This window comes from Cellvibrio japonicus Ueda107, from assembly GCF_000019225.1.
Taxonomy (GTDB): domain Bacteria; phylum Pseudomonadota; class Gammaproteobacteria; order Pseudomonadales; family Cellvibrionaceae; genus Cellvibrio; species Cellvibrio japonicus.
Genome location: NC_010995.1, coordinates 492,805 through 514,181 on the forward strand (window position 1 = coordinate 492,805; position 21,377 = coordinate 514,181).

General features: G+C 53.9%; 21 protein-coding genes. 12 read left to right on the forward strand and 9 right to left on the reverse strand.

Translation table 11 applies throughout. From position 1 onward, the window contains the following. Positions 1–205 precede the first annotated feature (205 nt). A complete protein-coding gene (sfsA, locus tag CJA_RS01940; RefSeq protein ID WP_012486076.1) occupies positions 206–910 on the forward strand; it encodes a DNA/RNA nuclease SfsA in 705 nt (234 codons plus the stop codon). Here sfsA and CJA_RS01945 read toward each other — a convergent pair. After that, a complete protein-coding gene (locus CJA_RS01945) occupies positions 907–1,830 on the reverse strand; it encodes a DMT family transporter (protein ID WP_012486077.1) in 924 nt (307 codons plus the stop codon). The genes sfsA and CJA_RS01945 overlap by 4 nt on opposite strands. An 82-nt stretch (positions 1,831–1,912) precedes the next feature. Further along, the gene (locus CJA_RS01950) at positions 1,913–2,449 is read right to left on the reverse strand and encodes a DUF4136 domain-containing protein (protein WP_012486078.1); all 537 of its coding nucleotides are present in this window, start codon (positions 2,447–2,449) and stop codon (positions 1,913–1,915) included. A gap of 216 nt (positions 2,450–2,665) precedes the next feature. Here CJA_RS01950 and CJA_RS01955 point away from each other — a divergent pair, with 216 nt between their 5' ends. The 4 genes from CJA_RS01955 (at position 2,666) to CJA_RS01970 (ending at position 6,744) form a co-directional block, all read left to right on the forward strand. Next, positions 2,666–3,490 carry an undecaprenyl-diphosphate phosphatase gene (locus CJA_RS01955; protein WP_012486079.1) on the forward strand — a complete coding sequence of 275 codons (825 nt, stop codon included), beginning with the start codon at positions 2,666–2,668 and terminating at the stop codon, positions 3,488–3,490. A 111-nt stretch (positions 3,491–3,601) separates the two neighbouring features. After that, positions 3,602–5,716 (forward strand): alpha-amylase family glycosyl hydrolase, encoded by a 2,115-nt coding sequence (locus CJA_RS01960; protein ID WP_012486080.1) that lies wholly within the window; start codon positions 3,602–3,604, stop codon positions 5,714–5,716. A 222-nt stretch (positions 5,717–5,938) separates the two neighbouring features. Then, a complete protein-coding gene (locus CJA_RS01965) occupies positions 5,939–6,205 on the forward strand; it encodes a PepSY domain-containing protein (protein WP_012486081.1) in 267 nt (88 codons plus the stop codon). Continuing rightward, positions 6,205–6,744, forward strand: a complete 540-nt coding sequence (locus CJA_RS01970) for a cytochrome b/b6 domain-containing protein (RefSeq protein WP_012486082.1) — start codon at positions 6,205–6,207, stop codon at positions 6,742–6,744. Before CJA_RS01965 ends, CJA_RS01970 begins: the two co-directional genes overlap by 1 nt. 32 nt (positions 6,745–6,776) lie before the next feature. Here CJA_RS01970 and CJA_RS01975 read toward each other — a convergent pair whose 3' ends face one another. From CJA_RS01975 to CJA_RS02000, 6 genes are all read right to left on the reverse strand, one after another. Beyond that, positions 6,777–8,600, reverse strand: coding sequence for a sulfatase-like hydrolase/transferase (locus CJA_RS01975; protein WP_012486083.1), 1,824 nt, complete (start codon positions 8,598–8,600; stop codon positions 6,777–6,779). 248 nt (positions 8,601–8,848) lie between these two features. Beyond that, positions 8,849–9,232: a gamma-butyrobetaine hydroxylase family protein gene (locus CJA_RS01980; protein WP_012486084.1), complete on the reverse strand. Its 384-nt coding sequence runs from the start codon at positions 9,230–9,232 to the stop codon at positions 8,849–8,851. Between the two features lie 247 nt (positions 9,233–9,479). Beyond that, a complete protein-coding gene (gene hslU / locus CJA_RS01985) occupies positions 9,480–10,802 on the reverse strand; it encodes an ATP-dependent protease ATPase subunit HslU (protein ID WP_012486086.1) in 1,323 nt (440 codons plus the stop codon). A 49-nt stretch (positions 10,803–10,851) separates the two neighbouring features. Next, positions 10,852–11,376 carry an ATP-dependent protease subunit HslV gene (gene hslV / locus CJA_RS01990; RefSeq protein ID WP_012486087.1) on the reverse strand — a complete coding sequence of 175 codons (525 nt, stop codon included), beginning with the start codon at positions 11,374–11,376 and terminating at the stop codon, positions 10,852–10,854. 89 nt (positions 11,377–11,465) lie between these two features. Then, a complete protein-coding gene (locus CJA_RS01995) occupies positions 11,466–12,014 on the reverse strand; it encodes an SPOR domain-containing protein (protein ID WP_012486088.1) in 549 nt (182 codons plus the stop codon). A gap of 59 nt (positions 12,015–12,073) precedes the next feature. Further along, the gene (locus tag CJA_RS02000; protein ID WP_012486089.1) at positions 12,074–14,269 is read right to left on the reverse strand and encodes a primosomal protein N'; all 2,196 of its coding nucleotides are present in this window, start codon (positions 14,267–14,269) and stop codon (positions 12,074–12,076) included. 109 nt (positions 14,270–14,378) lie between these two features. Between CJA_RS02000 and CJA_RS02005 the strand changes: the two genes are divergently transcribed. From CJA_RS02005 to CJA_RS02015, 3 genes are all read left to right on the forward strand, one after another. Then, entirely contained in the window at positions 14,379–14,681 is a 303-nt protein-coding gene (locus CJA_RS02005) for a high-potential iron-sulfur protein (RefSeq protein WP_041550922.1), read from the forward strand. Between the two features lie 166 nt (positions 14,682–14,847). Continuing rightward, on the forward strand, positions 14,848–15,066 hold the full coding sequence (gene rpmE / locus CJA_RS02010) for a 50S ribosomal protein L31 (protein ID WP_041550924.1): 219 nt from the start codon (positions 14,848–14,850) through the stop codon (positions 15,064–15,066). Positions 15,067–15,070: 4 nt separating this feature from the next. Beyond that, positions 15,071–15,961 (forward strand): thermonuclease family protein, encoded by an 891-nt coding sequence (locus CJA_RS02015; protein WP_012486092.1) that lies wholly within the window; start codon positions 15,071–15,073, stop codon positions 15,959–15,961. Between the two features lie 13 nt (positions 15,962–15,974). Here the strand turns inward: CJA_RS02015 and CJA_RS02020 are convergent, their stop codons facing one another. Next, entirely contained in the window at positions 15,975–18,386 is a 2,412-nt protein-coding gene (locus tag CJA_RS02020) for a penicillin-binding protein 1A (protein ID WP_049765383.1), read from the reverse strand. A gap of 154 nt (positions 18,387–18,540) precedes the next feature. On the opposite strand from CJA_RS02020, the gene CJA_RS02025 reads away from it, so the two are divergent. The 4 genes from CJA_RS02025 to CJA_RS02040 are packed head-to-tail and all read left to right on the forward strand — an operon-like array spanning position 18,541 to position 21,372. Further along, positions 18,541–19,608, forward strand: a complete 1,068-nt coding sequence (locus CJA_RS02025) for a pilus assembly protein PilM (protein ID WP_012486094.1) — start codon at positions 18,541–18,543, stop codon at positions 19,606–19,608. Further along, a complete protein-coding gene (locus tag CJA_RS02030; protein WP_012486095.1) occupies positions 19,608–20,198 on the forward strand; it encodes a PilN domain-containing protein in 591 nt (196 codons plus the stop codon). Before CJA_RS02025 ends, CJA_RS02030 begins: the two co-directional genes overlap by 1 nt. After that, on the forward strand, positions 20,198–20,851 hold the full coding sequence (locus CJA_RS02035; protein ID WP_012486096.1) for a type IV pilus inner membrane component PilO: 654 nt from the start codon (positions 20,198–20,200) through the stop codon (positions 20,849–20,851). The genes CJA_RS02030 and CJA_RS02035 overlap by 1 nt, the downstream gene beginning before the upstream one ends. Continuing rightward, complete coding sequence (locus CJA_RS02040) at positions 20,848–21,372, forward strand: pilus assembly protein PilP (RefSeq protein WP_012486097.1); 525 nt, start codon at positions 20,848–20,850, stop codon at positions 21,370–21,372. The genes CJA_RS02035 and CJA_RS02040 overlap by 4 nt, the downstream gene beginning before the upstream one ends. Positions 21,373–21,377 lie beyond the last annotated feature (5 nt).

Genomic DNA, 21,377 nt, shown 5'->3' on the forward strand with positions numbered 1-21,377 from the left:
GCGTTGGGGGTTGGGCGGAATTTGAAGGGGGAGCAAGCTATCAGATTCATCATGGCTGTGCCAGTGTTTTTTGGCGGTAGGTGAGTATCGCCTGGTTGCGCGCGGGCAGTGCAGGCGAATTTGTGCTTTTCCGCTGCAAAAAGGCTTGAAAAGCGGGGTAAATGAGTGCAAAAAGCTGCCAGTTTCTGCAAGTTGAGGTCGCCCTGTGTTTAAGCCCGCCGTCCTGCTGCGCCGTTATAAGCGCTTTCTGGCCGATATCCGCCTGGCCGATGGCCGTGAAATAACGGTGCATTGTCCCAATACCGGCTCTATGCGCAACTGTGTGGTGGCTGGAAGTCCCTGCTGGTACAGCGACAGCGAGAGTAAAACCCGCAAGTATCCCCAGACGCTGGAATTAGTGACCACGCCGGGCGGTCACCTTGCCGGTATCAATACAGCGCGTGCTAATGAACTGGTCCGGCAGGCCCTGGTTGATGGGGTGATTACCGAACTGACCGGCTATGGCAGCTGCCTGCGCGAGCAGGTCTATGGTTGCGAAAGATCGCGCATCGATTTCCTGCTGCGCGACCATGCACAGGATGGACGCGACTGCTATGTCGAAGTCAAAAGCGTCACCCTGATGGAGGCTGAGGGCGAAGGTTATTTCCCCGATGCCGTCAGCGAGCGCGGCAGCAAGCACCTGCGTGAGTTGATGGGGGCGGTGGCGCAGGGACAGCGGGCGGTACTGCTTTTTTGTGTGCAGCACACGGGCATCCGGCGCGTTAGTCCGGCCGACCATATAGATGCTACTTACGGCAAGACCCTGCGCGAGGCCCAGGCGGCCGGGGTAGAGGTGATGGCCTATGGTGCTGTTATTGATCCCGAACGTTCGCTGTTGGTGTTGCGCCAGCCTGTTCCGGTGGTTGTTTAGTACTTCTGTTTAGCGTTTCCCGGTTTCCAGTTCACCACGGCGACGGCCCCCAGGATTAACAGGGTGGCACTGATTTCCGGCCAGCCGGGCTCTTCGCCGAGCAGGATAATGCTTGAAGCAACCCCGATCAGGGGCGTAATCAGTGAAGACAGGGAGGAGACGCTCACCGGTACCAGCTCGACCAGCCTGACCCAGGCCCAGTAGCAAAACATAAAACCGATAAACACGTTATACACCACGCCCCAGAGTGCCCACTGGTCCGGCATGCTATGGGGTATGCCATCAAACCAGGCGGCGGCCACCAGGGTGGGAAGGCTGGCGAGCAGCAACAGCCAACCGGTTAGCACGACACTGTGAAGCGGGATTTTCCAGCGTTTGAGTAACACCGTGCCCAGCGCCCAACCCCAGGCTGCACCAACCATCAAACCGGCGCCCAGCAGCAGTGAGCTATTCAGCGGTCCGCCAAACCAGCTGAGCAGGCTATCGGACAGGAGTGCAAAAATGCCTCCCAACCCCAATACCAGGGCCAGCCCGATGCGCACACTGAAGCTGTCTTTCAGGATCAACACCGAGAGCAACACGGTCCATAGGGGCATGGTGTAACCCAACAGGGCGGAGCGTCCGGCAGGAAGCAGGGAGAGGCCAAAGGTGGCCATGATATTCCAGGCCAGGATGTTGAACAGGCATACCCAGAATATCTTGCCCCAGTAGGCGCGCGGGATACGCAGGGAATGGCCGCCGATGCGCGCCAGCGCCAGGATGCCCAATCCCCCCAGCAGCAGGCAAAAGCCGCGGAAGGATAATGGGGGAATCTCGCTGATGATGTATTTCATGATGGGCCAGTTCAGGCCCCAGCCAAAGCCTATGCCGAGCAGGAGCAAGATGCCTTCGGGAGAGAGGCGCGATGACGTGTGACTCACGGAAAAACCCTATACCTCAGGGCGTTAGTGCGGACGCGGGTAGGTAAAGCGCGGGGCGATGCACTTATCGCCCCGGTGGAGTTTATTGCGGCGGGAATTGTGCGAGCAATTTGTTGAGGCTGTCACGCAGTTTTTGTTCCTTGCCCAGCTCGAAATAGCTCAGTGGCAAGGACTCGGCACTGCCGCGCCACACCAGGGTGTTGTTATCGGTGCGGGTGATATCGAGCACCACAACCCCTTCCTGTTTATTGCGCCCGAGGATTTGGCTGGTGCCCAGGCCGACACTGCCGTGACGCCCGACGGGCAGGCCGATGCCAATGCCGATTCCGGTATTGCCACCCTGGCTGACGCGACTGAATGCCTGGAGGTCAAGCAGCATATCGGGCTTGTCGGTTGCCAGGCGATAGCCCTGGCGCAGCAGCTGTTCGTCCAGCAGCTGTTGTATTTGGGCTTTGTTGGCGCCGGCAATTTCCACATCCAGTGAGCGCCATTGGTAGGTGTGTAAATCGTTAAGTACGGCCCCGCTTTTGGAATCTTGTTGGTATTTGGGTGAGGCACAGCCAACCAGGATTATGCTGAGTAACAAAAGCCAGGGGGAAAAAAGGGAATGCCGTGTCATGGGAGTCTCCTGAGGATGTACAGGGCAACATCATAGCTTGCCGGTGTGAATCATAGCTGTATGTCGGCGAGCTTGCTGGTGTGTTTTGTGCAGCCTGTGATGCAGCAGACAGGTGTTTGTTTTTACGGTGCCGTGTTTGCAATCACCCGGTGCATATCGCACACTGCGCGCGCTTCAACGGGGCGGGCTGCCTATTCATCAACTGAGGAGTTGCGCATGGATCTCTTGCTGGTTATCAAAGCCATCATTATGGGTATTGTGGAGGGTATTACCGAGCTGTTGCCCATCTCCAGTACCGGCCACTTGATCCTGGCGGCAGATGTTATGAACTTTCTCTCCCACGACAAGCGCGTGGTGTTTGAGATCTTTATCCAGATGGGCGCCATGCTGGCAATTGTCTGGGAGTACCGCGTCAAGATCTTTTCCAGCCTGGCGGGAGCGGTTCGTCCTGGCATAGAGCGCAATTTATTTATCAATGTGGCGATTGCATTTTTCCCGGCGGCCTTGGTGGGTTTTCTGTTCAGTGATTTTATCCGCACCGTTTTATTTAGCCCCTATGTGGTAGCAGGTGGTTTTATTGTGGGGGGGGTTATCATCATGTGGGTGGAAAAGTATGCCTATGCGCCGCGCCTGGATGATATGGATCGCATCAGTTATGCCGACGCGTTCAACGTGGGTTTATGCCAGTGCCTTGCCCTGATCCCCGGCACCTCGCGCTCCGGCGCGACCATTATTGGCGGCATGTATTTTGGCCTCTCGCGCAGGGCCTCTACCGAGTTCTCTTTTTTCCTGGCTATTCCCATGATTGGCGCCGCTTCGCTCTATGCCTTGTGGGAGGCGCGCGAGCAAATGGAGATTGAAGACATGGGTATCCTGGCGATAGGTTTTATCACTTCCTTTTTTGTCACCTTTGCGGTGATGCGCGCATTGCTCCGCTTTGTCAGCAAGCATACCTACATGGCATTTGCCTGGTATCGCATTGCCTTCGGTTTGCTGGTGTTGGCGACGGCTTATACCGGTGTGATTAACTGGTCTGTGTAGTATCTAACCTATCTTTACCTTGTGAATACGTATGTAGCCGTCCGCCGCTGCACCCGGCTGGCCGGTGTTGCTTGATAGACTTCCGGGCTCGCATGCTCAGGAGTCCCGCTAATGAAAATAATGCTCTCCGTGCTGGCCCTGCTATTAGTGTTGACTGCCTGCGGTGGGGGAGGTGGCTCAAGCCAACCTTCGCACCCATCTGACAGCTCCACCAGTGCATCCAGTCTCTCTTCGTTGCCATCGTCCAGTTCCTTGCCGGGCAGTTCCTCGATTGCCGCGTCGCCAGGTTCCAGCCCCTCGTCCAGCAGTCAATCAACATCCAGTGCAGTATCGGTCAGTAGTGCGTTTTCAAGCAGCAGTGCCGCGCCGGTTGTCACGGTTTATTACCAGCGCCTGGATAAGACCTATAGCGGTTGGGGATTGCACTTGTGGGGTTCGGCGATTCCTGCCAGTACCGTCACTACCTGGGCCAATGCCCGTCCCTTTGACGGCACCGAAGGTGATTGGGCGGTCGCCAGGGTGCCGCTCAGCAATGGGTCGGTAGCGTTCAATTTCATTGTGCATAAGGGGGATTTCAAAAGCCCGACGGCCGATCTGGGTTTTGTACCCGCAACCAGTGGCAACCAGGTTTGGGTCATCCAGGATGACAATACCCTGTATTTCAACCAGGCCGAGGCTGAACTGGCATTGGCCAATGTGGGCAATGCGTCAGCCGCCCTGGATTTGAGCCCGGTAGAGCCGGTGGCTAACAATTCCGGGTTGCCTCCCGATTGGCATAAGCGCGCCAACTTTATGCAGATATTTGTGCGTTCCTACAAGGATTCCGATGGTGATGGGGTGGGCGATTTCCAGGGGCTGATCAGCAAGCTCGATTACTTGCAGGCGCTGGGTATTACCGGCATCTGGCTAATGCCCATGACTGAAAGCAGCGATAACGACCACGGTTATGCGGTGTCCGATTATCGCAAGGTAGAGTCGGATTACGGTACAGCAGACGATTTTGCGCAATTGCTGGCGGAGGCCCATGCGCGCGGTATCGGTGTCATCATCGACTATGTGATCAACCACAGTTCCAGCGCCAATCCGCTATTTATTGACGCCGCATCGGCCGCCAATAACAGCAAGCGCGACTGGTATATCTTTTCCAACACCAATCCCGGTTGGACCAGTTGGGGCGGTAATCCCACCTGGCATAGCGCACCATCAGGGGATTACTACTATGGGGTATTCACCGCGGGCCTGCCGGACTTCAACCTGCGCAACCAGCAGGTAGTGGATTATCACCGGGATAACCTGCGCTTTTGGCTCAACCGGGGTGTTGATGGCATTCGCTTTGATGCCACCGGTGTGTTGTTTGAAAACGGGCCGGGCCAGTGGAGTGAGCAACCGGAAAATCATCCATTGCTGGCAGAGATTCGCAGTCTGATCGATGACTACGGTAATCGCTACGCGATTTGCGAATCACCTGATGCGCCCGATGAATATGTGTCAGAGGATTCCTGTGGCCGTGTGTTTGCCTTTGGGCACCAATGGACAATCCGCGACAGCGCGCGCAATCGCAGCCTGCACACTGGTCTGGTGCAGCAATTGAACAGCGCACAGCGCCTGCACATGCCTTTTATCCTCTCCAACCACGATAGCTTTGCGGGTAGTCGCCCCGCGACAGACCTGACACTGGCGGAATATCGGGTTGCCTCCGCCATTGCCATCCTGGCTTCGGATACGCCCTTTACCTATTACGGTGAGGAGATCGGCATGGCCAATGGCAGCCAGAGTGGTGATCCAGGTTTGCGTACGCCCATGAGTTGGACCGCTAATACCAGCAATGCCGGGTTTACCACCGCAACACCCTATCGCGGCTTATCGACCAATGTGGCCAGTCGTAACGTGGCTGCCCAAGAGGGGGTAGCTGGCTCTTTGCTGGAACATTACCGCAGCCTTTATCAGTTGCGTAACCAGTATCCGGTCTTGGCAATGGGAGAGTTGCAATTGCAGTCGAACACAGGCAATAGCCATGTGGTATTTCGCCGTACCCTGGCGGATGGTGTTGCCGCCATACTGATTAATTTGAGTAATAGCGCACAGGTGTTAACTGCCGATATTGGACAGGCCAACCTCTCTTTATCACAGCGTTTGCCGGATAGCAGCGTGACGGTGATGACGGATAATGCGGGCAACGTCAGTCTGTCAGTGCCTGCGCAATCTGTCGTTGTAATCAGCAATTAACTGGCCTGGGCTTGTGCGTCAGTGCACGGCCTGGACAAATTGCGGGAACCAGTCTGGTGGAGTTCGGTCAGATGCGCGTGGTATGTTGCTGAGGCAGGATGGGTTTTTAAGTTTGGATTAATGGTTTCAGGTGATTAATCCGGTAAGCTGCCCTCCCACTGCCGTGTGCAGTATCAACAGGACCCTTTGAACCATAACATTGCATAAAGAGGATAGAAGCCCATGCGTAAATTACTGTTTATTGCCCTTGCCAGTTTCAGTTCACTGGCGATTGCCGGTCCACAGTGTACCGAAACTGACAAATCCCAGTGGCTGGATCAGGCCAAGTTCCAGGAAGATCTGAAATCTCAGGGTTACGACATCAAAGTGTTTAAAGTGACCGATGGCAATTGCTACGAGATTTACGGCTGGAACAAAGACAAGCAAAAAGTCGAAATCTATTTCGATCCTGTCACTGGTGCGGTTGTTAAAGAAGAAATCGACGACTAATGGCCAGCCCAACCGTCACATTGTGGGACCCGCTGGTGCGGGTCTTCCACTGGTCGCTGGTGATTATTTTTGTCTCCAACATGTATCTCAATGAGCAGGGCGGTGATTGGCACCAATGGTTGGGTTATGCTGCCGTTGTTTTATTGCTGGTGAGATTCCTGTGGGGATTTATCGGTAAGGGTGCGGCGCGCTGGTCAGATTTTTTTCCGACGCCTGCGCGGCTTAAACAGCATGTTCGCGCGTTGGTGTGCGGTGAACCCTGCCATCGCCTCGGCCATTCACCGCTGGGTGCCCTGGTGATGATCCTGATGATGCTGGCTGTGCTGGCTTTGGGTATCACCGGGTACATGATGGAGGAAATTGATTATTTCTGGGGCGAGGACTGGGTTGAAAATTTGCACGGCATTATCGCCAACAGCTTGTTGGGATTGGTCATAGTGCATATCCTTGCCGCCGTTGTGGAAAGTGTTCGCCTGCGTGAAAACCTGCCTTTATCGATGGTTACCGGTAAACGTCGCAACCTGCCTTCTGACGATTAAACAGGCTTTCGCCTGTTTAATCGTTTTTCGCTTTATTCCCGCAACGATGCCTTGCTTTTAAAGAAGCGCCGCTCTTCGGCGCGCAGTTGATGCAGTCGATCCTTGTCGATCGAATTAGCACGCTGATTGAAATCGTTCCACTGGTATTCCTTGCCGGTACTGCGATCGAGGATCGTGCCGTCAACCCAATAAGCATGGTTGTAATACGAAGAGATCACGCTGTTGCGATGCTCCGGTAATGCCAGGAGGTTTTCGCCGGTGGAGTAAGATTCGCGCGCCGTTGTACAACCCAGCACTTCGTGCATCAGGGTGGGTACTATATCCTGATGGGTAGAGGGCCTGGGTTCATGTGCAGGCAATACTTTTCCGGGGGCGCGCACCAGCAACGGCGTTTGTGTTTGCCAGCGGGTAAAGTTGCTGCCATGGCCCCAGAAGCCGGCCTGGTTCTCATTAAACTCCTCTGCATGGTCACCGGTAATCACCACCCAGGTATTTTCCAGGGCGCCGGTTTGCTCCAGCTGTTGCAATATTTCCCCCAACAGGTGATCCACGTAGACCAGGCTGTTGTAGTAATCGTTTTTGTATACCCGGTTATCACTGTGCTTGTTCAGCGCATAGCCGCCTTTCACCTTGGGTAATGGATGGAAATACGCAAATTGACGCGGGTATTTGTAAGGTGAATGCGATGAGGTCAGGAACACAAAATCAAATTGCGGTGTGCGATTGACCTTGGTGTTGCGTTTCAGGAAATCGTTGACGACACGCCGATCCGTTTCCTGCTGGGAAAAATGATTTTCCGGTACACGCGGAAAAATCAGTCGGCGCAGGGAAAACCGTTCCAGGTTGGTATTGGTATACACGCGCGTGTCATAGCCAAGGTTTGCCAAGGTTTCGGTAAACAGGCTGGGGTTGGCATCGGGTGTTGCCTTGAAGGCCGGGTAGTAGCTGGCGTGCAAACCAAAAAACAAGCTGAATAATCCGGGGACTGTCGCAGAGCCACCGGAAATATGGCGATCAAAACGCAGTGCCTGTTCACTAAAGCGCGACAGGTTGGGCATTACCTCGGGGTTAAGCGCATCGGCCTGCCAGCTTTCCACGACCAACATCAGGATCGATGCCGGTTTTTCCGGTGGTGTGCATTGCAAGGGTTCCAGCGGATATTGAATGACGCTTTTTTCCTGTACAGCCTCTCTATCCAATGTGCCGAATTCAGCCGGGAAAATGCCCGGTAACAGGCGCGCTAGGGGTTCAGCGTGTTTGCTGCTGGTGATCGGTTGATAGAGTGGAAGGTAAGGTGTGATGTAGCTGATCTCCTGGCGGTGATAGCGATCAGCCCAGATATTGATAATAGAGTTACCCGTTAATAAAACGATAAAAAGTCCCACAGCCAACAGCAGTGGCTTACCTCTTTGCGCGAATGCCATTGAGGGTGTTTTTGCACTGAGCCAGCAAAGGACTGCGCAGGTGGCCAGGGCAAGTAGGCCCGCCAGTACCAATAGGAAAACGGGTACACCAAGGCCGGTAAAGTCCATCAAAAACATTTCAATCATTACCCAATCCACATGGAAGAGGTAAAGGTTAAAGGTGGCGACGTCTATCACCAGATAGAGTAACCAACCTGCCAACAGGATTGCATAGAGCGGACGTGTCCAGCGCGAGGTACTCAGGGGCAGGCACAGTACTGCGATCACACTGAGTAGAAGACCGTAATAGCCCAGGGTAGTAAAGCGGTAAATCTCGCCCATGAGGTGATCGGGGCGGGGCATGACCCACCAAAAGCTGAGCAGTGGTGCGAGCGAGAGCAGCAGCACCCAGAGAGTGAAATAGCCGTGGGCAATCAAATACTTTCTTTCCATTTGCAGTCATTCTCACGCCCTGGTGGGCGTCTGGTTAAACGGTGGCGACAAAAAACAGGTATGCGCAGGCCATGGCATCAAGGCCCCTGGCGGGCGAGTACCGGGTTGGTTTTTGTTATTGACTGTTGTTATTGGAAGGTGGCGTGAAGCTAACGAACTGCCTCATGCCAGATGTTTGAACGTGGAGTTGCCAGGTGTGCAACAAAAAATCCACGAAAAAATCTTGTCGTTGGAGTTGCCTTTTTGCCTTACTGTGCAGGGTCTATCAGGCGTACCACACTGGTATTGGCTTGCCGTGTTTTTCCGGCATTGTGCAGTTCAGTGAGATAGGATTCCCACAGGGAGGCCTGTTGTTTGCCCAACTGATAAAGGTAGTCCCAGGTGTAGATGCCGGTTTCATGCCCATCGTCGAACACCAGCTTGAGCGCATAATTACCGGCGCGCTCGATACGCTGGATACCGACATCCCGCTTACCGTACTGCAATACCGCTTGGCCGGGGCCGTGCCCCTTGACCTCCGCACTGGGTGAATGCACCCGTAAAAATTCCGCCGATAACACAAATTGCTCCGGGCCAAAATGTAATTCCAGTTGTCGCGATTGTTTGTGCAGTTGAATTTTTGTGGGAGTCATAGCACCGATACTTTATGGCAATCACAACAAATAACAGCTGCGACCAGGTTCATTTGCTGTGTTACAAAATTCTTACTGATTCAGTTTTGCTGAACAACTCACACTTGTCATGTGTTGAGCCGTACAAATAACAATAGTTTGGTGTTGCTGAATAAAATCCGAATAAACATCATGGAAAATATGCATAAAAAAACGGCAGCTTATTATTGGCTGCCGTTTTTGAATGGTTGATGTGACCTTAGGTGAATTACAAAATATAGCGGCTTAAATCTTCGTTTTTGGCCAGTTCACCCAGATGGGCGTCAACATAAGCACCATCAATCCGGATACTGGATGTGTCATTGCCGGCATCGAAAGAGACGTCTTCCAGCAAGCGTTCCAGGATCGTATGCAAACGGCGTGCGCCGATATTTTCGGTGCGTTCATTGACATCGAAAGCCGTTTCCGCAATACGGCGAATGCCATCCTGGGTGAATTGGATATCAACCCCTTCCGTTTTTAACAGCGCCTGCTGCTGCTCGGTGAGTGATGCCTTGGGTTCGGTCAGTATGCGTTCGAAGTCATCCGGGGTCAGTGCTTGCAGCTCTACCCGGATAGGCAGGCGTCCCTGGAGCTCGGGAATTAAATCGGAGGGTTTGCTCAGGTGGAACGCACCCGAGGTGATAAACAGAATATGGTCGGTTTTGACCATGCCGTGCTTGGTGGAGACAGTGCAGCCTTCGATCAATGGCAGCAGGTCGCGTTGTACACCTTCACGGGACACATCGGCACCACTGACATTGCCGCGGCGCGCCACCTTGTCGATCTCATCGATAAAGACGATGCCGTTTTGCTCCACGGTTTCCAGGGCCTGGGTTTTAATGTCCTCCTCGCTGACCAGCTTGGCGGCTTCTTCATCCTGTAGCTGTTTGAAGGCTTTTTTGACCGTCATCTTGGTTTTCTTGGTGCGCTCGCGTCCAAGGGAAGAAAACATATTCTGCAACTGGCTGGTCATTTCTTCCATACCGGGGGGCGCCATGATTTCCACACCGACGCTGGCGGCAGCTACGTCGATTTCGATTTCCTTGTCATCGAGTTGGCCTTCGCGCAACTTTTTGCGGAAGATCTGGCGGGTGGATGACTCGTGCTTGCTTTCCTCTTCGGAAGTATCGCGCGCGGGGGGCAGGAGCACATCGAGGATACGCTCTTCCGCTGCTTCGGCCGCACGGTACTGAACCGCCTTCATGGCCTGTTCGCGGCGCAGTTTGATCGCCACATCCACCAGGTCGCGGATAATGGATTCCACATCGCGCCCCACATAGCCCACTTCGGTGAATTTGGTGGCCTCCACCTTGATAAACGGCGCATTGGCCAGCTTGGCCAGGCGGCGGGCGATTTCGGTTTTGCCGACCCCGGTGGGGCCGATCATCAGGATATTTTTGGGTGTGACTTCACTGCGCATATCGGCCGGTAATTGCATGCGGCGCCAGCGGTTGCGCAGGGCAATGGCCACGGCGCGCTTGGCATCCTGCTGGCCGACAATGTGTTTATCCAGTTCGTGCACGATTTCGCGCGGGGTCATGGAGGACATAAAAATTCTTCAATAATAACAATGAGGTGGAGTATGCCTTGCGGGTCAGTTAGTAATCCAATACTTCTATCGTGTGATTCTGGTTGGTGTACACGCAGATATCACCGGCGATTTTCAAACCCTTTTCCACAATATTGCGCGCATCCAGTTGGGTATTTTCCAGCAGGGCACGGGCGGCGGCTTGCGCATACATGCCACCGGAGCCGATGGCGATCAGGTCATCTTCCGGCTGGATCACATCGCCATTGCCGGTGATGATCAGCGAGGCTTCTTTATCGGCGACTGCCAGCAGGGCTTCCAAGCGTCGCAGGCTGCGGTCGGTGCGCCAGTCTTTGGCCAACTCCACCGCCGCGCGGGTCAACTGGCCGTTGTGGGATTCGAGTTTGGCTTCAAAGCGCTCAAACAGGGTGAAGGCATCGGCAGTGCCGCCCGCAAAGCCGGCCAGCACCTGGTTTTTGTAGAGGCGGCGCACCTTGCGCGCATTGCCTTTCATCACGGTATTGCCGAGGGAGACCTGGCCATCGCCACCGATCACCACCTGGCCATCGCGACGAACAGAAAGAATGGTAGTCACGTAAAAACCTTTACAAATTACAACGGGGAGCTTGCCAAGGTGGGGGCAGGGCCGGCTTTTTCAAGCCACCCTGCGACAGGATGGATCGCTTAACGGGTTTTAGCGCGTTTGAGCACCAGGGCGTTGTACTGGTTATTGACCAGGGTGGTGCGCGCCTTGGTGAGGGCTGCCTGGCTGGCGAAGGGGCCGACCACAACCCGGTGCCAGATTTCCCCCTTGCGGATTTCAACCTTTTCGATACGGGCATCCAGGTTGATCAATATCAGCTGGGCGCGCAGTTTGTCGGCATCTTCGGCACCGGGGAAGGAGCCCACTTGCAGGATATATTCGGTCGTGTCTTTCTCCGCGGCCGGTTTGTCCTCTGGGCTGTTGGTTTCGCTGGCCGGGACTATGGTTTCACTTTCCTGCAACAGCTTGTAGAAATCAAAGCGCGGCTTGGGAATGTCGCTCTGGGCTTTGGGCTTGGGAGCCTCTTTTGCCGGTTTGACGACTTCCACCGGGTGTTTGATGAAATAGAGGCTGGCGGCGAATGCGCCCAGGATCCCGCCCACGATAAACCATACCCAGCCGGGGGTATGGTTGCCAGTGCTGCTTTTGCGGTTCGGTGATCGGCTTTTTTTGGCGTAGTCTCGGCTCATGTCTGGTAACCCTGGAATTCAGGGCGCGATTGTAAAGAGATTCCCCGGTGACGTCACGGTTACATCTCCTGGGGATCTACATCCAATGCCCAGCGGACGCGCCGTCCCAGTGGGTCAGCTTCCAATTGCAGCGCCAGTTGACTGAGCAGCTGTTGTAGCGGTTTGCGTTGCGCTGCATTGAATTGAAGCTGGTAGCGAAAGCGGTCGCCGCGTTTTTCCATCATGGCAGGCAGGGGGCCCAGATAGCTTAACAAGGGGCTTGGGGGCAGGGTATCTTCGGCCAGCAGGCGGGCCCGCTCCAGGAATTGGAGTGCCAGTTCGGGGCGTTGGCTTTCGGCGCGCAGCAGTGCCAGGTGGCGATAGGGTGGCATCTGGGTGAGTTGGCGCTCGTGCAGTATCTGTTCCGCCAGGGTGTGGTAACCGCGGCTGACCAGGGTCTGCATCAACGGGTGATCGCTGTGATAGCTTTGGATCAGTACCTGTCCGGGTTTTTCGGCACGCCCGGCGCGTCCGGCTACTTGCAGTAATAACTGCCCCATGCGTTCGGGGCCGCGAAAGTCGGTACTGAAAAGCCCGGCATCGGCATCGATGATCACCACCAGGGTGACATCGGCAAAATGGTGGCCTTTGGCCAGCATTTGGGTACCGACCAGAATACAGGGTATGCCTTGATGGACGCCTGCCAGCAATTTTTGCATGCCGTCCTTAGCGCGGGTGGAGTCGCGGTCCACACGAATGACCGGTACCTGGGGGAACAGTTGTTGCAGGGCGGATTCACTGCGCTCTGTACCCTGGCCGAGTGGGAAAAGCTGCGGGCTTTTGCATTCGGGACAGGTGTGGGGGACGGCGCGCTGGTGATCGCAGTGGTGGCAGTGCAGGTGGCGCGGGCTCTGGTGCAAGGTCAGGCGCGCATCGCAGTGATTGCATTGCGCCAACCAGCCGCAAGCGTGGCACTCCAGGGCCGGGGCATAGCCGCGCCGGTTAAGGAATACCAGCACCTGGTTGCCGGCCTTGAGTGTGGCATCAATAGCGGCGAGGCTGGCGGCGGCAAAGCCTTCGTGCAGGGCCTGGTTGCGGATATCCAACAGGCGCAACTCGGGTGGTATGGCACTGCCTGCCCGCGCACGTAGTTGCAGGTGCTGGTATCGCTGGCTTTGCGCATTGTGCAGGCTTTCCAGTGAGGGAGTGGCCGAGCCGAGGATCAGTGGAATTCCCAGGCGTTGGGCGCGCATGACCGCCAGGTCCCGGGCGGAATAGCGAAACCCATCCTGCTGTTTAAAAGAGCCATCGTGCTCTTCATCCACGATGATGATGCCCGGTTTGGCAAGTGGGGTAAAAATAGCCGAGCGTGTTCCGATAATAATTGACGCATGACCTGCGCGCGCCTGTAACCAGGCATCCAACCGTTCGCGATCATTCAGGCCGGAATGCAGGGTCACAACAGGCGCAGCAAAGCGGCGGTGAAAGCGCGCCAGGGTTTGAGGGGTCAACCCAATTTCCGGTACCAGAACCAGGGCTTGTTTGCCCTGGGTCAATACCTTCTCTATCGCTTGCAGGTAAATTTCGGTCTTGCCACTGCCGGTAGCGCCATCGAGCAAATAGGTGGTAAAGCCTTCTGTATGAAGACTTGCCATAACCTTTGTTTGTTCATCACCCAGGACAAGTGGTTGTTCGCGCAGCAAGTGCAGTGTATCGGGACGTTCGGGCAGGAGCTCCTTGGTTTCAACCAGGCCTTTATCCTGTAGTTGTTTAAGGATGGGGCGACTGATTCCCAGGGGGGCCAGGTCGCTCCGTCGCAGATAATCCTGCTGTTGAAGTGCCGCTAGCAGGGCAGCCTGTTTGGGGGAGCGCTTCAGGGCTCCCTGGGGTAGTCCCTTGCCCTCGGGGGTTAGGGTAAAAACGGTTTCGCCGGCCAGATGTGCAGGTACCCCCTGGCGCAAAAGGACAGGTAGCGCAGTTTGCAAGGCTTCACCCGGGGCGCATTGGTAATAGTCGGCGGCCCAGAGGCTGAGTTCAAGGAGTTCGGTGTCCATTACCGGTATTTCATCGAGAATCTCCAGGGCTGGTTTGAGTTTGTGTTCTGCCAGATGGGAGTGACTCTTGCAGGTAATCAATAAGCCGATCAGCTCCTGGTTGCCAAAAGGTACTTTTACCCGCGAACCGGGCATTGGGTTGTCGCCGGACCAGTTACCAGGCAGGAGGTAATCAAAACGGCGGCGCAGTGGGGTGGGCAGGGCGACTTCAAGAATGGTCATGGATGGTCAGTGATAAGGTGCACGCAATGCCGCAGTGTCCGTTCCGGGGTGGCCAATTGCAAGCGCTTGTACAGGTTGTGCCTGTTTATTCCCCGGCAGATGCAGACGAATGACAACAATAGGAGTGATTACCGTGAAACGTCGAGAGTTTATCAAATGGTCCGGGCTTATTGCCGGTTCCAGCCTGATTTCTGCCTACGAACTCCAGGCCCAGGAGCCGTTGAGTGAGGATAATCCCCAAGCCAAGGCGCTGGGCTATGTGGAGCAATCGGAAGCGGCTGCGCGCCATTGTACGAATTGCCTGCAAGCCACCGGGGATTTGAGTGCAGAATGGGTTGGCTGCAAGATTTTTCCGGGGAAGTTGGTAAAAGGAGCTGGCTGGTGCAAAGTCTGGTCCCCCAGGCCTGCCTGACTGCCAGTGAGATCTGCCCGCCGGCCTTGCCATGGGCAGATTCTGCTTGCCTTGGAGCAATAATCTGCTAGTATCGCCGCTCCCTAAAAACGCCGTTTTCTTTTAACCGTTGTGCGGTGCCTGGCCAATGCCCGGGTGGCGGCACACTTTATTCAAGGCAAGTGTCATGAAACCTGAAATTCATCCCTCATACAAAGAGGTTACCGTGAACTGCAGTTGCGGTAATAACTTCCAAACCCGTTCCACACTGGGTAAAGATTTCCACGTAGACGTGTGCAATGAATGCCACCCTTTCTATACCGGCAAGCAAAAAGAAGCTAGCACCGGTGGCCGCGTTGACCGCTTCACCAAGCGTTTCGGCAGCCGTATTGCCGTCAAGAAGTAATAAGATGGTGCGGGTAACCGCAAGCCATAAAAAAACGCCGAGCGCCTTGGGCCTCGGCGTTTTTTTATGGCGTACCATCCATGGCCGCCACCCTTCGGGTCGTCGTTGTACGACATTGAAAATGGCTCCCGGCCATTTTTTATGGCTGTTATTAACGCTGTCTCTCCATTCGCTGGCGGATTGTGGCCAGGGCGATGGCCGCTGGTTCACGGTAGAGCGGGTTGTTGATGGCGATACCCTCAGGCTGAGTGATGGGCGCTCCGTCAGGGTACTGGGGATGAATGCCCCCGAACTGGATCGCAAAGGGCAGCCCGGGCAATCCCTGGGGGTGGAGGCAAAACGGGCAGCAGAGTTATTCGTCGAACAGGCCAAAGGGCGCGTGCAACTGGGGCTGGAGCAGGAGCAGCGCGACCATTACGGGCGTGTGCTGGCACACGTATACAACCCACAGGGCCAAAGCCTGGCTGTGAGCCTGTTGCAGCAGGGGTTGGCATTTCCTATTGCTGTCCCTCCCAATATTGACCAGGCAGAGTGCTTGTTTGCCGCCCATGAAGAGGCGCGTCAGGTACGGCGCGGTATTTGGGGCAAGGCGGCCTGGAAGGCCAAACCGGCGACCCAGCTCAACCAGCGCGATACCGGTTTCCAGCGAATCAAGGGACGCATTGAAAAAGTGGATATTAATTCAGCGGTTTGGCTGGAATTGGAGGGCGCCCTGGTATTGCGGATCGCCCGCGAGGATTGGCCCTATTTTTCCTACACGGCAAATGACTGGAAAAGCCTGAAAGGCAAGTCCCTCGAAGTCCAGGGGTGGGTTACCGCACGCCGCAACACCAATCCGTCGTTCAAGCCCTTGGTGATGGCAGTAAGGTCTCCCCTGGTTCTGCGTTTTGATTAGGGCCTTATCGGCCCTAAAACAACTCCTCTGGCAGGGTTGCCTGTTCGGTTTCCTCCAGCGAGCTGGAAGCGGTGCGGCCCCGGTCTTCTGACAGGAACACCTCGAAGATCGCATCCGGATCGCCGGATTGGGCCGGCTTTCCGGTATCCGGGTTAATTCTTACCGTGACAATGCCCTCAGGTTGCCTGCGCAGTTGCTCAGGCATGCCCTCCAGGGCTGCCCGCATAAAATCGATCCAGATCGGCAATGCTGCCGAACTGCCGAACTCGCGGCGGCCCAGCAGCGTGTTCTGGTCGAACCCGACCCAGACAGTGGCAACCATCTTGGGGTTATAACCGGCGAACCAGGTGTCGCGTGGACCATTGGTGGTACCGGTTTTCCCGGCCAGGTCACTGCGCTCCAGCCGCTGTTTTGCAAGGCGTCCTGTACCCTTTTCAACCACATCCTTCAACATGGAATCCATCAGGTAGGCAATGCGCTCGTCGATAATTCTCGGTGCTGCATTGGTTACCGTGACTGGCTGCGCGGCTTGTCCGGTTTCATCCAGCTCTGGTTGATTGGGTTGTGCGCAGCTGCGACAGACTTTTTGTGGGTTGGCTTCGTACACAATACGGCCGTTGCTGTCCTCAATCCGGGTAACCAGATAAGGCGTCACCTTGAAGCCGCCATTGGCAAAAGACGCATAGGCGGTTGCCATCTGCAAGGGAGTTAACTCGTGGGTACCCAGTGCCAGGGTAAGGTCGCGTGGGAAGTCGCGCTTGTTAAAGCCAAAACGCTCCAGGCTGTCCAGCGCATTTTGCATGCCGATAGCGCGTAACAAACGTATGGATACCAGGTTGCGCGAGCGATAAAGCGCCTGGCGTAGGCGCATAGGGCCGACAAATTTGCCATCGTCGTTTTCAGGGCGCCAGGCAACCCCTGAGCCGGTATTCTCAATCACGATAGGCGCGTCATTAATAATAGATGCCGGTGTAAAGCCGTTTTCCAGTGCCGCGGTGTATAACAGGGGCTTGAATGATGATCCCGGTTGGCGTGCACCTTGTGTCACACGGTTAAAGTGGCTCTGTTTAAAGTCGAAGCCTCCCACCAGAGAGCGGATCGCACCATCGACAGGATCCAGGGCCACCAGTGCAGACTGTACAGCCGGCACCTGGTTGAAGCGCCAGTTGCCATCGGCATCTCTGATGATACGAACCACATCGCCCGTTTTCAGGAATTCGGTAGCGGCTTTGTACACAGCGCCACGGCTGTCCTCTGTCAAATAGGGGCGAAGGTTTTCAAAGCCTTGCTCCCAGGTCAGCTCCACAATGTCGCTGTCGCTGAGCAAGACCTTGATTTCACGCGGCTTAACTTCCAATACCGCAGCAGGAAGGAGGCCTCCCAATACAGGAATGGTCTGGAGCTCGTCCAGCCAATCGTTATAGTCCTGGTCGGTAGAGGGTTTCAAATGACGCTCGGGGCCGCGATAGCCGTGGCGTTGATCGTAATCCATCAAGCCCCTGATCAGTGCTGTTTGGGCGGCAGCCTGGAGGGAACTGTCAACGCTGGTGTACACCCTATAGCCATCGATATAGGTGGCTTCACCAAAGCGATCCAATGCTTCCTGGCGGGCCATTTCAGCCACATAAGGTGCATTTACATCCAGTGTGGTGCCGTGGTAACTCGCGGTATTGGGTTCATTGATGGCTGCCTGGTAAGTGGCTTGGTCGATGTAGTTCAGTTTGTGCATCCGTCCCAAAATCCAGTCGCGGCGGATCATCGCCCGTTTGGGATTGGCCAGGGGGTTATAGGCGGAGGGCGCCTTAAGTACACCGACAATCATGGCGTATTGGGCGGCACTCAGATCCTGAACATCCCTGCCGTAATAGATCTGGGCGGCGGCCTGGAGGCCATAGGCGCGGTTCCCGAAGAACATTTTATTGTTGAATAATTCGAGGATTTCTTCCTTGGTAAATTTTCGTTCAATTTCAATGGATAAGAGGATTTCGTTAAACTTGCGTGAGAAGATTTGCTTGCGAGTGAGAAAGAAATCACGCGCCAATTGCATAGTTAGTGTACTTCCGCCCGATTGGATCTGACCTGATTTCAATAAATGTGAACCTGCTCGCACCAGCCCGCGGAGAGAAACGCCATGATGTTCAAAGAACTCTGCATCTTCGGCGGCCAATAGTGCCTTTATATAGAGCGGTGGTATCTGGTCGTACTTCAGCGGCGTGCGACGCTGTTCACCAAATTCCCCAATCAGTTTGCCATCGCTTGAATAAACCCTGAGCGGAGTCTGTAATTTAACTTCCCTGAGGCTGTCCACCGGGGGCAGTTTGGGGCTCAGATATAGATAAAGCCCTGCTGATGCCACCAAGGTAACACTCAGACCAGACAGTAACAGCCAGAAAAAGACGCGGAAAAGGGATTTCATGCTAGGCATTTTTTCTATGTGAATTAATGGGTTAGCGAAGACGCTTCGGAAGGCCGGCATTATACGGGCTTTTTAGTTGTTTACATATTCATCGGTTTGTTGCAGGCTTAAGTTAAAGTGCTATAACATAAACTACGTCTAAGTTACGGAAATAGATAGAAAAATGGGCATTTTAAGTTTCCTAGATAAAAAGGCGAAGCCGGTGATTGGGCTGGATATCAGTTCCACGTCGGTAAAGCTGTTAGAGCTCACGCGTAGCGGAGACCGCTATCGTGTTGAATCCTATTCCGTAAAACCCCTTCCACCCAATGCGGTGGTTGAAAAAAATATTGCAGACCCGGTTGCTGTCGCTGAAGTCATTCGCACCATGGTCAAGCAATCCAAGACCAAGCTAAAGCATGCAGCGGTGGCCGTGGCGGGTTCGGCGGTGATCACCAAGGTGATCGATATGCCTGCTGAGCTGAATGAAGATGCGATGGAAAGCCAGATTGCGGCCGAAGCGGATCAATATATACCCTTTCCCCTGGAAGAGGTTGCCTTGGATTTTGAAATTCAGGGGCCATCCCCGCGCAACCCTGAACAGGTAGAGGTTTTACTGGCAGCCTGTCGTCGTGAAAACGTTGAAGTTCGCGAACAGGTGCTAGCCGAGTCCGGCTTGCTTGCAGAGAAGGTGGATATTGAAGCCTACTGTATGGAGCGGGCATTCGAATTAATTGCCGAGCAGCTTGAGGACCAGGAAGGCCAGGTGGTAGCAATTATTGATATAGGTGCCACCATGACCACACTCAGTGTGTTGGTTGATGGCAAGACGGTATATACCCGCGAACAATTATTTGGTGGGCGCCAGCTGACAGAGGAAATCCAGCGACGTTATGGTTTGTCGCGTGAAGAGGCCGGCCTGGCTAAAAAGCAGGGTGGTCTCCCCGATGATTATGAAATGGAAGTGCTTAACCCATTCAAGGATGCTGTCGTACAGCAGGTTACCCGCTCACTCCAGTTCTTTTTCTCAGCTAGCCAATATAACGATGTGGATTACATCATCCTCGCCGGCGGTGTTGCGTCTCTGGAAGGTTTGGTTGGTTTGATTGAGGAAAAGCTGGGAACTCAAACGGTAGTTGCCAATCCTTTTGCGCGTATGTCGGTCTCCTCTCGTGTTAATGCGGTCTCTCTGGCTACTGATGCTCCTTCATTAATGATTGTTACCGGTCTGGCAATGAGGAGTTTTGACTAATGGCTAAAATAAACTTATTGCCCTGGCGCCAGGCCTATCGCGAGGAAAAGAAGCGCGAGTTTCTTGTGGTTATTGGTTTTGTACTTGGTTTGTCAGTTTTAGGGGCTTATCTGTGGATTAGCAGCGTAGAAGCCAGTATTGACAACCAAAATTCACGCAATCGCCTTTTGGATCAGGAAATTAAAAAACTGGATGAGCAGGTTAAGGAAATCAGCGAACTGAAAAAAGTGCGTGATGACTTGTTGGCACGGATCAAGGTTATTCAAGACCTTGAAGGAACCCGTCCTGTCATTGTTCGCTATTTTGATGAGTTTGCTAAAGCAGTACCGGATGGCGTCTATGTCACTATGGTTGATAAAAAGGGATCGGCTATTACGATCGAAGGTGTTGCTGAGTCCTATAACCGTGTTGCCAGTTTTATGCGCAACCTGGATGCATCAGATTGGTTTGCTTCTCCCAACCTGACATCGGTAACGGCTGCCCCCTCTGAAGGAGAACAAGCCAGTAGTTTCAAAATGACAGTGCAAACATCAGCACCAGCTGATGCTGATCCTGCAGCTGCGAGTACTTCTACAGGAGCGGCAAAATAATGTCATTACAAGACTCCATTAATAAATTAAACGAATTCGATGTTAATGATATCGATTTTGACAAAATCGGCGTGTGGCCATTACCGGCGAAAATAGCTGTTTGTACATTGCTGGTTGTTATTGTTATCGCACTGACGTACTACTTGAAGATAAGTGACCTTAATATGCAATTGGCAAGTGTCGAAGCTAAGGAAAAGACGCTTCGCCAAACTTTCCAGACCAAAAGTTTTGAGGCTGCCAATCTGGATGCCTATAAAGCACAAATGGAAGAAATGAAGGTTACCTTCGATTCGTTACTGTCTCGCTTGCCTGCCAAGACAGAAGTGCCAGGGTTGCTGGAAGATATTGGAACACGGGGTAGTGAAAGCGGTTTGACAATTAACAGCGTTGCTATACAACCGGATGTGGTTGCGGAATATTACATTGAGGTGCCAATCGCAATTGATGTAAAAGGCGGCTATCACGATATGGGCGGGTTTGTGAGTGGGGTTGCTGGAATGCCGCGTATTGTGACGTTGCATGATTTTACGATCAGTTCGCTCAAGGATGATCGCGGTCTTAATATGAAGATTGCTGCAAAGACTTATAGATATAAGACGCAAGAGCAAGATGGCGGTTCTACGGCGGTCAGAGCTGGAGGGCAGATTAAATGAGGTTGTGCAGCTTAGCGTGTATTCTTGCCCTTTTCTTGTTGAGTGGGTGTGGACAGTCTGGTCAGTATCAGGATTTGCAGGATTTCATGGCAGAAACCAAGCGTAGACCTAAAGGGCAGATTGAGCCTCTACCTACTTTCAGACCCTATCAGCCTTTTGTGTATAGTGCTATGACTCTAAGAAGCCCCTTTGAAAAGCCAGTTCCTGTTGATGAATCAGCAGCTAAGGGGGGCAGATCGGTGTCTCCTGATTTTAATCGTGTCAAAGAATTCCTTGAGGGCTTCAATGTCACCTCTTTGAAAATGGTCGGTAGTATTTCCAAAGAAGATAAATTGTGGGCACTGATTGATAATGGTGAAGGAAGTGTTGTTCCTGCAACAATTGGTAATTATTTGGGAAAAAACCACGGAAAAATTATCTCTGCGGACTTAATGCAAATAGAGATTATGGAAATAGTTGCCGATGGATCTAGTGGTTGGGTTGAACGTCCAAGAATTATCAAATTAGAAGAAAAGGAATAAGTGGA